The sequence below is a fragment of the Acinetobacter sp. PK01 genome, from assembly GCF_022819285.1.
Lineage (GTDB): Bacteria > Pseudomonadota > Gammaproteobacteria > Pseudomonadales > Moraxellaceae > Acinetobacter > Acinetobacter tandoii.
In genome coordinates this window covers 2,163,307-2,175,574 of the sequence record NZ_CP094643.1, presented here as the reverse complement: position 1 = coordinate 2,175,574, position 12,268 = coordinate 2,163,307, and the positions used below count along the sequence as shown (strand labels likewise).

Genomic DNA, 12,268 nt, shown 5'->3' with positions numbered 1-12,268 from the left:
ATTCATATATAAAATTATAAAGTCCTTTATTTTTAACATGTAAATGATTTCACAGCAATTTAATGACTCTGTTTTAGGCATTAGATTTTCAAGTTTAAAGGCGGATGTTTTATTTTGCTATTGAGGGATAAAGGGCAATTTATATTCACATAAAAGTAATACGCATCATGTCCACAGTAAAAGAATACGAATGACGATGCCAATTCAAAGACAATAAGATTAAAAAATAGCAGAATCGTTCAAGACTCAAACAACGCTATGATAAAGAATGTTTTTAAGCATGGATTGTTACTGCGATAGCTCATTAAAGTGTCGATGGACAGATGCAGAATGGCTAAGAAGCGAAAGATTCATTTGAAGGTTCGGTCAGTGAAAGCATAAAGAACTAACTTTATTTGAAATAATGGGTTGATGCTATTTTTTCTAATTCACTCAAGTATGAGTCAGCGATATAAAACAGGGATTAAGGGATGACAAGTTTACAAACAATGAAAAGTCTAAAAGATGTCGTATCTGAAACGGAATGGGAAGCACGTTGCCAGCTTGCTGGCTTATACCGTTTAATTGCACATTTCCGTATGACAGATTTAATTGATACACATATCAGTTTGCGTGTACCTGATGAAGATGGTCATTTCCTCATTAATCAATATGGTATTCCATTTGAAAAAATGACGGCTTCGCATTTGGTTAAGATTGATTATGACGGTAATACTGTCGCAGATTATGACCAAGGTAAAATGGTGAATACGGCTGGCTTTGTGATTCATTCAGCCATCCATCATGCACGTAAAGATGTGCATTGCGTCATTCATACTCACACCGCAGATGGTATTGCGGTTTCCGCTCAGAAACATGGTTTATTACCACTTTCTCAACATGCCCTAAAATTTTATAACAAAGTGAGTTATCACGAATATGAAGGCGTGGCATTGTGTACAGAGGAACGTGAGCGTTTGGTAAAAGATTTGGGGCAAAATCGTGCCATGATTTTACGTAATCATGGATTATTAACCACAGGTGATAGCATTCAGCGTGCTTTCCATGAAATCTATTTTTTAGAGCGTGCGTGTCAGGCACAAATTAAAGCCATGGCAGGTGGAGCAGAGTTACATGTTCCGTCAGAAGCGGTACGTCAACATACTGCACAACAATTTGAGGCGGACATTATTGAGATGGTAATGCTGAAAGCATGGAATGCTGCGCTTTCTCTGATTGAAAATCAGCGTGATGAATACTGTTCCTAAATCATAAAAATATTGAACGCTTTGAGCAAACTTGATTCATGTTCTGGTATTTTAGACATGAATTTAGTTTGCTCTAAACGGATGAACCTATATTCGAGTAAGTAATTTATATAAATAATTTTTTATCATTTGGTTTGCCCTCCATTCTGCTTAAGTCAGTATTCATTTCAAGCGAATGCTTGGTTTCAAATTCAAACATGAAGAATGTGTCATTATTCGATTAATTTTAAACAGATGTAATATGTGATTTTGATGCGACTAAGCAGATGCAGAAGTTATTCAAGTAAAATCTTGGGTAAAAACTGTAATATAGATATTTTCAATGATGCAGAACAGATTAGAGCGTATTTTTTAACATTGAAATTTTGATGTTTAGCTTTCCACCCCTTTGTTCTAACATTTTGTTGGTGATGAGTAATAACCGATGTGCCGATTGTAGACATTCTCTGCGCTAGTTCACTGATGATTTTTCCCTTCTTATTTCAAGTCAATTTTTTATCCCTAATCTGAATCATTTAAAAATTTACGCGAAATTTACGCAGCTGACTTTTTTCAATATAGAGAATTTACGCCCTCAATTTCCATACTAATGATGACCTATTTTAAATGGCATTTGCTATGTGGGAATTTATTACTGTATTTGTCTTTTCATTGTTGCTGGCTTATCCGCTTGGTGCTTATCTTGCGGATGTGATGCAAGCCAAGCCAATGAAAAGTGACCGTTTTTTTAAATGGATTGAGCAACCGATTTATGCGGTACTCGGCGTCAAGCGCAGTGGGATGAACTGGCGACAATATTTGGGTGCTTTTGTTCTGAGCAATATTTTATTGCTGGGGGCAAGTGTCGCTATTTTAATGACTCAAGCTTGGTTACCCTTAAACCCAGATCATATTCCTAATATGAATTGGGACTTGGCTTTACACACCACAATTTCCTTCCTGACCAATACCAACCAACAGCATTATTCTGGGCAGGCACAATTGTCTTATCTATCACAAATGACTGTGATTGTAGGATTGCAATATTTGTCGCCGATTGTGGGGCTTGCCTTATTGGTGGCTATGTTAAGAGCATTATTTTTACAATCCGCTCAAGCAGAAGACTCAGAACAAAACAAATGGAATCGTATTAATCTGGGCAATTATTGGATGGATATCATCCGTCCCTTATTTCGATTCTTCATTCCACTAGGATTTATTTTTTCTTTGCTGCTCACTTTTCAAGGTGTCCCTGCAACATTATCTGCGGGTCCAACAGCGCAAGTTTTAGAGCAAAGCACAGAAGTCAGAACTCAACATATTCCATTGGGTCCCGTTGCCCCGATGGTGGCGATTAAACAACTGGGTAGTAATGGTGGTGGTTGGTATGGGCCAAACAGTACTGTGCCTTTAGAAAATCCAACCCCATTGTCCAATGTGATTGAGATGATAGCGATTTTACTGATTCCACTTTCTGCGGTGTTTATGGTGGGACGCTTTATTCAACGTAAAAAACTCATGTGGATGATTTTTGGCAGCATGTTGTTGATGTCTCTGTCTTCAACACTATTCACCCTGTGGACAGAAAAATCCTCATTAATTCCAAATACGGCATGGATGGAAGGCAAGGAAACCCGTTTTGGTGCTGAGGCATCCGCACTGTGGGGAAGCTTGACTACACAAGTCAATAACGGCTCAGTCAATATGATGCATGACTCGGCTTCACCACTCACGGGATTGGTTGAACTGTGCAATATGCTGATTAATGCCATTTGGGGCGGGATTGGTTGTGGTCTATTACAGTTCTTTATTTATCTGTTTCTGGCAGTATTTATTGCAGGCTTGATGACAGGACGTACTCCTGAACTATTTGGTCGAAAAATTGAAGTCACTGAAATTAAGTTATTAGCGTTGGTGATTCTATTACAGCCTGTGGTGATTCTGAGTTTGACGGCCATCGCCATTGCCTTTCCATCCATGACAGGGACTTCAAATCCAGCTTTTCATGGCATTAGCCAAGTGTTTTATGAGTATGTTTCTGCCTATGCCAATAATGGTTCAGGTTTTGAAGGTTTAGGCGATAACACTTTATGGTGGAACCTGAGTGCCAGTGTGGCGTTATTGGCAGGGCGTTATAGCGTGTTGATTATCCCTGTTTTGATTGCAGTGAGTTTAGCAACCAAACCGCAAGCAGCCGAAAGCAAAGGTTCTTTACAGATCGAATCTCCAACCTTTGCCCTGACTTTAATCGGGATCGTGTTGATTCTGACCTTGTTGCAATTCATGCCAGTGTTGGTGATTGGGCCAATTGCTGACTATTTGTCGATAAAAGTTTAAGCGTGGAGCAAGCACAATGAAACATTCAAATGCGACACAACAGATGGATATCTTGAATAAAGAAATTATTCAGCAAACTTTCCATAAATTGCTGCCTCAACACGCGTTTAAAAATCCAGTGATGGCATGTGTGTGGGTCGGAACAGTTTTAACCCTTGTTGCCACTTTGATGGGAAGTACCAGTTTAGGTTTTGGTTTAGTCCTAAGCTTGATTTTATTGGTCACGGTCTTATTTGCCAATTATGCCGAGGCGGTTGCTGAAGCCAAGGGACGTGGACAAGCTGCATCTTTACGTCAGGCGCGTGAAAACTTAACCGCAAATCGAATTGCCGATCTGAATGCCGTACCGACAGTGATTTCTGCAAATTTACTGAAAAAGGATGATTTAGTTGTCGTCAAAGCTGGTGAAATTGTTCCTGCGGATGGTGAGATTATTCAGGGTTTTGCCACGATTAATGAATCAGCCGTTACAGGTGAATCTGCGCCCGTACTGCGTGAAGCCAATACTGACCGTTCAGGTGTGATTGGTGGAACTAAGGTTTTGTCAGATGAAATTATTATTCGAGTCAGTAATGAGGCAGGGCATAGCTTCCTAGACCGTATGATTGCCCTAGTTGAAGGTGCTAATCGTCAAAAAACACCGAATGAGATCGCACTGAGTATCTTACTCAATATTATGACCATCACCTTTATTGTAGTGGTGGCAACCTTACCTTTTATTGGTCCAATGGTTGGGATCAAAATCAGTATGGTTTTGCTGATTGCATTGTTGGTCTGTTTAATTCCAACCACGATTGGCGGCTTGCTGCCTGCAATTGGGATTGCAGGGATGAACCGTGCTTTAAAAGCCAATGTCTTAGCCAAATCGGGCAAAGCGGTTGAAGTTGCGGGTGATATTGATGTGTTGCTGTTGGATAAAACAGGCACGATCACCTATGGAGATCGCCAAGCGACTGCTTTTTATCCATTGGCAGGTGTGACACCCAGTGAGTTACGCCAAGCAGCGATGCTGACCTCTTTTGCCGATCCAACGCCTGAAGGGAAGTCGGTCATCAGCCTTGGGAAAGAATTAGGTGAAAGTATCCAAGAGCCGAAAGATGCCGAATTCATTCAGTTTAGTGCATCAACTCGTCTTTCAGGAATAAATCTAGCAACTGGACAAACGATTCGTAAAGGTGCTGTCGATGCCATTCTTAACTTTACCCATCAAAATATTCAAGACAACATTGAGCTTAAAACTCGTGTAGAGCAAGTGGCTTCTAAAGGTGCAACACCACTCGTAGTGGCTTCGAATCACAATATTTTGGGTGTGATTGAACTGTCGGATGTGATCAAACAAGGCATTAAAGAACGTTTTGCACTGTTACGTGAGATGGGCATCAAAACCATTATGGTCACAGGAGACAATCCATTGACTGCGGCTGCAATTGCGGCCGAAGCTGGGGTGGATGACTATATTGCAGAAGCGAGACCTGAGGATAAATTGGCTTGTATTCGTAACGAACAAGCAGCAGGAAAATTAGTCGCAATGGTGGGTGATGGCACCAACGATGCACCAGCCTTGGCACAGGCAGATATTGGTTTAGCTATGAACTCAGGTACTCAAGCAGCCAAAGAAGCGGGCAATATGGTGGATTTAGATTCTGATCCAACCAAATTGCTAGATGTGGTCGAAATTGGTAAGCAACAATTGATTACTCGTGGAGCATTAACCACTTTTTCTTTGGCAAATGATGTATCTAAGTACTTTGTCATTTTACCTGCATTGTTTGCGGTGGCAATTCCACAACTTGGGGTATTGAATATTTTGCAGCTTAGTAGTCCAAGCAGTGCAGTGATTTCCGCTTTGATCTTTAATGCCTTGATTATTCCAATGCTCATTCCATTGGCACTCAAAGGCGTTCAATTCAAACCTGCCAGTGCGCTGCAATTGTTACGCCGTAATATGCTGATTTACGGTGTAGGTGGTGTGATCTTTCCATTTATTGTGATCAAGCTCATTGACCTTATTGTGTCATTGTGGATTTAGGAGTGAGATATGAATACTTTATTGAAGCATGAGCAATTGAACCAACAAAATCTTCAATTATCGAATCCTGTTCATTCGGTTTTACGCCCAAGCCTCGGTTTGGTTACGGTTGGTTTCTTGATTGCAGGCATGTTGTACGCTACAGCAAGCGTCTCTATTGCACAGTTGATCTTTCCCAAACAAGCCAATGGCAGTGTCATTGAACTGAATGGTAAAGTGGTGGGGTCAAGTTTGGTAGGACAAAACTTTGTTAGTGAACCATATTTCCATGGACGACCGAGTGCGGTAAGTTACAGTGTTGATGGGATGGCGGGCAGTAATTTGGCAGTTTCCAATCCTGACTTACAAAAACAAATTAAGGAAAGAACGGTGCAATTTGCTCAAGACAATCATATTTTAGAGCAGAAGGTACCGAACGATATGGTTACGGCATCAGGCAGTGGGATTGACCCTGATATATCACCTGAAAGTGCTTTTTTACAAGTGAAACGAGTGGCACAGCAACGTCATTTACCTGAGCAACAAGTTCGTGATTTGGTACAACAACAAATTCAGCCTGCACAGTTCGGCGTATATGGGCAAGCGCGAGTGAATGTGTTGCAGTTAAATTTAGCCTTAGAGCAATTGTCATCGACCATACGTTGATAGAGCAGACCTTATGCAGATCGACCGAAACAATAAAGCAGATGCATGGTTGGCACATAGTCAACGTGAACAATCTGGACGTTTAACCATTTTCTTGGGTGCAGCACCTGGGGTTGGGAAAACCTATGCCATGCTGACCCGAGCGCATGAATTGATGCAACAAGGGCAGCATGTGGTGGTCGGAGTGGTGGAAACTCACGGTCGATCTGATACAGAACGTCTGATTCAAGGGCTAAATGTTATTCCAAGAAAGTCTGTGGAATATCAAGGGCGAATGTTGGAAGAGATGGATCTCGACCAAATTCTTAAATTAAAGCCTCAAATTGTGCTTGTTGATGAGTTGGCCCATCGGAATGTACCCAATAGTCGGCATGAATATCGTTGGCAAGATGTTAATGAGTTGTTGGATGCAGGCATTGATGTCTATAGCACTTTAAATATTCAGCATTTGGAAAGCCTCAATGATGTGGTTTACCAAATTACGGGGATTCGGGTAACTGAAACTGTCCCCGATGCACTACTGAAACGTTTGAAAGACATTCGACTGGTTGATTTACCTGTTCCCGAATTATTAGAACGGATGAATCATGGCAAGATTTATTTCGCTGATGTTGCACCCCATGCATTACAAGGTTTTTTTAAAGCTGCGAATTTGACAGCATTACGTGATCTGGCAATTCAAACTGTTGCAGGGCAGGTCGATATTGATTATCGAGAAAAATTTGTTGCGCAAGGGCAGATTATTCCGATTCAAAATCACGTCCTGTTGGCGATAGATGGTTCTGAGTTTTCAGAAGATTTGGTACGCCGTGCCCATCGGATTGCGGAAAGACGCAATGCCACATGGAGCGTCATTTCGATTCAAAAAAGTAAAGCCGAAACGACGCAAATTTTTACGGTGACGAAGGCTTTTAACCTAGCGCGTAAGCTCGGTGCAGATACCTATTTGCTGTATAGCAATCATATTGCATCGACCATTTTACAGGCGGCTTATGATTATGGTGCATCCAATATTTTACTTGGCAAGAGCCCTCAAAAATCGCTATGGCAACGCTTATTTTCAGATCATATTGCTGACCAACTTTTAGAAAAACAACATCCTTTTGAAATCACTTTTGTTCAACCTTTAAAAGCTCAAAATAATCAGACCAGCCCGAACGATACAGCTCATTCATCTTGGCGAGAACAAGGCTTGGCTTTTAATCGACGCGAAGTATTCGAAAGTACTCTCATTGTATTGCTAGGACTGATTGTGGCGGCAATCAGTGATCATTTTATTGGGTATAGTGACTTAGCTTTGATTTTTATTGTGACTGTATTATTGGTTGCGATACGGGCTCGCATGTTGATTACAATTATCAGCGTATTCATCTGTTTTTTACTCTATAACTACTTTTTTATTGAACCTCGCTTTACCTTTATGATCAGTGCTGAACGCGGTGTGATTACCATTATCACGTTTATTATTTCAGCCTTACTGGTCGGGCGTTTAGCCAATCAATTACGTGCTCAGGTGCTGAGTTTACGCGCAGCAAATTCAGTCTCGTTACAATTACAAGAATTAGAGCGCAAGCTATCGACCTGTGTAGATATTGAACAGGTGTTAAATGTCGCCAAACAACATTTAGAAACTTCATTAAATGCCACGGTTTGGTTAAAAGTTGAAAATCAGTCTTTAGGTGATGTCTCTGCTTTAAATGAAAAAGATCAGATTGCCGCAGATTGGACACAAAAGAATGCGAAACCCTGTGGACGTTTTACCAATACCCTGACCAATTCTGATTGGTGGTTTATTCCGTTAAATTTGGTGAAAGAATATGGGGTGATTGCAATTCGGTTTCATCAAAACGCTCAAAGCATCAGTTTTGAATTGCAACGTTTAACTGAGTTGATGATTGAAGACATTGCGCAAACTGTTGCTCGGGTTCAGCTCTCTTTACAGTTAGAAAATTCTCGTGTGGTGGCTGAAACGGAAAAGCTCCGCTCCGCCTTACTTTCTTCGGTCTCGCATGATTTACGTTCACCCTTAGCCGCGATGATTGGTTCAGCAGATACGCTTAAATATTATGGTGAACAAATGCCTGAAAGCGATCGGCATGAATTATTAGATACCATTCATATCGAGGGCGAACGACTTGATCGTTATATTCAAAACCTGTTGGATATGACTCGATTAGGTCATCAAGGGTTGACTTTGAGTCGTGCTTGGATCGGTGTGGATGAGCTGATTGGCTCGGCAACTCAACGACTGAAACGCTATCAGCCTGAGGTGAAAATCGAAGTTGTTTTGGCGGAAGAACTTCCGCAATTGTATGTGCATCCTGCTTTGATTGAACAAGCCATTTTTAATGTCTTGGAAAATGCCGCCAAGTTCTCACCAGAGAATGTTCCGATTGAATTGAAAATTCAGCAAGAGCAACAATTTCTGCAAATTGACATTATCGATCAGGGGATCGGCATTCCTGAAGATGAACGTGAACAAATTTTTGATATGTTCTATACCATGCAGCGTGGTGATCGTGGGAAAACGGGGACAGGTTTAGGGCTGGCGATTGTCAGAGCCATTATTGGCGCTCATATGGGCAGTATCGAAGCTTTTGGCGGAACAGATGGTCAAGGCACCTTAATTCGCATACGATTACCGTTACATCAGGACTAAAAACATTTTTATGCCACAAACAATTCATCCCAATGCATCAATTCTGATTATTGATGATGAGCCTCAAATCCGAAAATTTTTGGACATTGCCTTACGCGCACAAGGCTATCAGGTGCATGTCGCTGAAAATGGCATGCAAGGCTTAGAAATTTTGGCAACCCGTGGTGCGGATTTACTGATTTTAGATTTGGGCTTACCTGATATGGAGGGACAGCAGGTATTGACCGAGATGAGACTCTGGTCGGACATTCCTGTGATTGTGTTATCTGCACGCCCTGATGAAAATCAAAAAATTAAATTGCTCGATGCAGGTGCAAACGATTATGTCACCAAACCGTTTAGCATTCAGGAATTATGTGCGCGTATTCGAGTGATGTTTCGTAATAAACCACAGCAATCTGGACTGAACATTGTCTTTGATGATGGTCAATTATCCGTCGATGTGGCTGAGCATGTCGTGAAATTAGCCCATGAAGAAATTATTCTCACCAAAAAAGAATTTCAACTGTTGGCACTGCTGATTCGTCATCAAGGTAAGATCGTGACTCAAAAACAAATCATGACGGAGTTATGGGGCATCACGCATGAAGAAGATACCCATTATCTTCGAATCCTGCTGAAAAAACTCCGAACTAAAATCGGAGACTCAGCGATGAACCCAAAGTATATTTTTACTATTGCAGGGGTCGGGTTGCGTTTTTTGGGTGAATCTTAAGGATCAACTTCAAGAGAACACAAGGGACTTAAAATTAGTGTGGGATTGATTCAATCAAATCCCACAAAACAATAAATTCATTTAATTTATGTGCATTAGAGAAAGCTAAAACAAAGTAAGCCGATTAACGCAGAAGCAGCAAGGACATACATGACTTTCAACTCAAAATAGAACAGTCCAATTAGGGCTGCAAGTGCGATTGAAGCAGCAACGATATCAAAAGAGCCACCAAATCCTGTTGGCCAAAGCACGTGATAACTAAAAAATAGTGCAAGGTTAAGAATCACGCCGACAACTGCTGCTGTAATAGCGGTTAGGGGGGCTGTAAATTTGAGCTCATTATGTGTCGATTCTATAATCGGTGCACCAGCCAAGATAAAAATAAAGGAAAATAGGAAGGTAAACCAAGTCACGATTGTTGCTCCAATCGCACCTGCCAAGAATAGATGATCTGGACCTAAGAGAGCTTGGTTAAATGCGCCCAAAAAACCAACGAAAGCAACCACCATAATTAAAGGCCCAGGCGTGCTTTCGCCTAATGCCAAGCCATCGATCATTTGAGTTGGGCTTAACCAACCGTAATAGTTAACCGCACCTTGATAAACATAAGGTAATACGGCATAGGCACCGCCAAAGGTGAGCAGGGCCGCTTTAGTAAAGAACCAAGCCATTTGCGTATAGGCGTGATTCCACCCAAGCGTTAAGCTTAGACTTAGGATCGGAAGAAACCACAGTAGCCCTCCCATCAGTAAAATACTGCCCAAACGTTTCCAGTTAAATATGGCATGTTCGGGCGTAGGCGTATCATCATCAATGAACGCACGCCCATAATCTTTTTTACTCTGCTGATGCGTATTTCCGCTAGAAAATAAGGTGGGATATTTTTTACTGGTCAGATATCCAATGATCGCAGCAGAGAAAACGATTAAAGGAAAGGGTAAATTGAAGAAAAAAATCGCAATAAATGAAAGTGCTGCAATCAACCATAAGAATTTATTTTTGAGTGATCGACTCCCAATTCGATGTGTTGCATGAAAAACAATAGCAACGACTGCGGGTTTGATACCGTAAAACAGTCCAGCAATAATAGGAACATCACCAAATTTGACATAGACCCATGAAAGGCCAATTAAAATAAAAAGTGATGGTAGTACAAAAAAAATGCCTGCAACTAAACCCCCAACGGTTCTATGCATTAACCAACCAATATAAGTCGCTAACTGTTGTGCTTCAGGGCCTGGTAAGAGCATGCAATAGTTCAGTGCATGTAAAAAACGTTTCTCGGAAATCCAACGCTTTTGTTCTACCAGTTCTTGGTGCATGACCGCGATTTGACCTGCGGGACCACCAAAACTAATAAACCCTAATTTAAGCCAAAACAGAAAGGCTTGCCAAAATGAAACAGCTTGTATTTCTGCTTCGGGGGGGGTAATCCGTTCTTGTTCCATGATTATTCTCTGGATAGGTTGGCATAGAGGCCATCAAAAATATGATTGGATAATTCAAATAATTGTTCATCATTGCTTATTTGGCTTCGAAGACCTTGCATGACTTTTTCAATCCCTATTGCTTCTGGTGGTTCAATCCCGCCGACATCAAGGTAATGCACAATTTCAGCAACTTTCTTGAGTGCTGGTGTTTCTAAATTAAAACTATGTAAAAGAACTTCAAAAGTGACCCAGTGATTGACGTGGCTGAACCTCGCGCCATCAAAATCGAAACCTAAGGCTTCTTCGGGGCAATCAGTGGGGGTTTCTAACCACATAAAGGTCGGTGTGGCATCGATAAAAGTCTTAATCAGCCATGCAGAAGCTAGCCGATCTATCCAAGGTCTTTTTCGAGTTGCCCAAATTTGGTTTTGATAATCTGTTTTGTCTAAAAGTTGAATATGAGTTTGTATTGCTTGGGGTTCGTTAACTTCACCGAGTCGGGCAATAGCGCGTTCCAATAATGAAAGTTCGTTTAGCACTTGTGCCTGAGTTTCGTCAGGATAATAGTCAATTTCTACAAGTGCATCGATACTTTTTCGGAGTTTACGAACTTGCTTGAGTAGCTCTTTCTTTTGATTTTGAGTCAGGTGGTCTCGTAATACAGTAAGTTGTTTATAAAGAGCATCGTATTCTTCTCTTCGACTGAAAATACTCGAAAGATCAAGATTTGAAAGGGACTCTGTATGGAATATATAAGCAGTTCCTTGCTCAGAAATGACATCATGAGCAATAGCATCAAATTTCTCACTATGTGTAAGCGGGAGTACATAGACTCCATCTCTAAGGGTTGCCGCACCACTTGCCTTGAGAGATCTCCATACTCGCATACGAGTGGTTGTGTTTTGTGTGGGAAGTGAAGATATGAGTAAAGATATTTTCATGTTATATACTAAACATATTTTGTTAAGTATATTTTATTTCTACAATCAGTAGATCATATTTTCTGCAAAGAATATATACAAAATAGATATGAACCTAATCGTTAACAAAGCTTATTTCTGATTTGTTTTAGAAACAGAGATGAGCAATTGATTTGAAAACTTTTAGAATAATTTAAAGATTGCTGTATCTAAGCTTATTGTATGGCAAAAATTATGACTTAATGATGTCAAATGGTCATTTGATTTCATCTATATAAAATTGTCCTGAATAGACTTTTTTTCTATT

At 40.7% G+C, this 12,268-nt stretch carries 8 protein-coding genes; 6 read left to right on the top strand and 2 right to left on the bottom strand.

From position 1 onward, the window contains the following. Positions 1-470 precede the first annotated feature (470 nt). The 6 genes from MP622_RS10275 (at position 471) to MP622_RS10250 (ending at position 9,611) form a co-directional block, all read left to right on the top strand. Positions 471-1,247, top strand: a complete 777-nt coding sequence (locus tag MP622_RS10275; RefSeq protein ID WP_151504288.1) for a class II aldolase/adducin family protein — start codon at positions 471-473, stop codon at positions 1,245-1,247. Positions 1,248-1,865: 618 nt separating this feature from the next. After that, positions 1,866-3,563 carry a potassium-transporting ATPase subunit KdpA gene (gene kdpA / locus MP622_RS10270; protein ID WP_243790831.1) on the top strand — a complete coding sequence of 566 codons (1,698 nt, stop codon included), beginning with the start codon at positions 1,866-1,868 and terminating at the stop codon, positions 3,561-3,563. 16 nt (positions 3,564-3,579) lie between these two features. Further along, positions 3,580-5,592, top strand: coding sequence for a potassium-transporting ATPase subunit KdpB (gene kdpB, locus MP622_RS10265; protein WP_243790829.1), 2,013 nt, complete (start codon positions 3,580-3,582; stop codon positions 5,590-5,592). A gap of 9 nt (positions 5,593-5,601) precedes the next feature. Continuing rightward, positions 5,602-6,237 (top strand): potassium-transporting ATPase subunit KdpC, encoded by a 636-nt coding sequence (gene kdpC / locus MP622_RS10260; protein ID WP_243790828.1) that lies wholly within the window; start codon positions 5,602-5,604, stop codon positions 6,235-6,237. A 13-nt stretch (positions 6,238-6,250) separates the two neighbouring features. After that, positions 6,251-8,896, top strand: a complete 2,646-nt coding sequence (locus MP622_RS10255) for a sensor histidine kinase KdpD (RefSeq protein WP_243790826.1) — start codon at positions 6,251-6,253, stop codon at positions 8,894-8,896. Positions 8,897-8,906: 10 nt separating this feature from the next. Continuing rightward, positions 8,907-9,611, top strand: coding sequence for a response regulator transcription factor (locus tag MP622_RS10250; protein ID WP_243790825.1), 705 nt, complete (start codon positions 8,907-8,909; stop codon positions 9,609-9,611). Positions 9,612-9,706: 95 nt separating this feature from the next. Here MP622_RS10250 and chrA read toward each other — a convergent pair whose 3' ends face one another. Both chrA and MP622_RS10240 read right to left on the bottom strand, forming a co-directional pair. Further along, entirely contained in the window at positions 9,707-11,059 is a 1,353-nt protein-coding gene (gene chrA / locus MP622_RS10245; RefSeq protein ID WP_243790823.1) for a chromate efflux transporter, read from the bottom strand. A 2-nt stretch (positions 11,060-11,061) separates the two neighbouring features. Beyond that, complete coding sequence (locus MP622_RS10240; RefSeq protein WP_243790821.1) at positions 11,062-11,982, bottom strand: chromate resistance protein ChrB domain-containing protein; 921 nt, start codon at positions 11,980-11,982, stop codon at positions 11,062-11,064. Positions 11,983-12,268 lie beyond the last annotated feature (286 nt).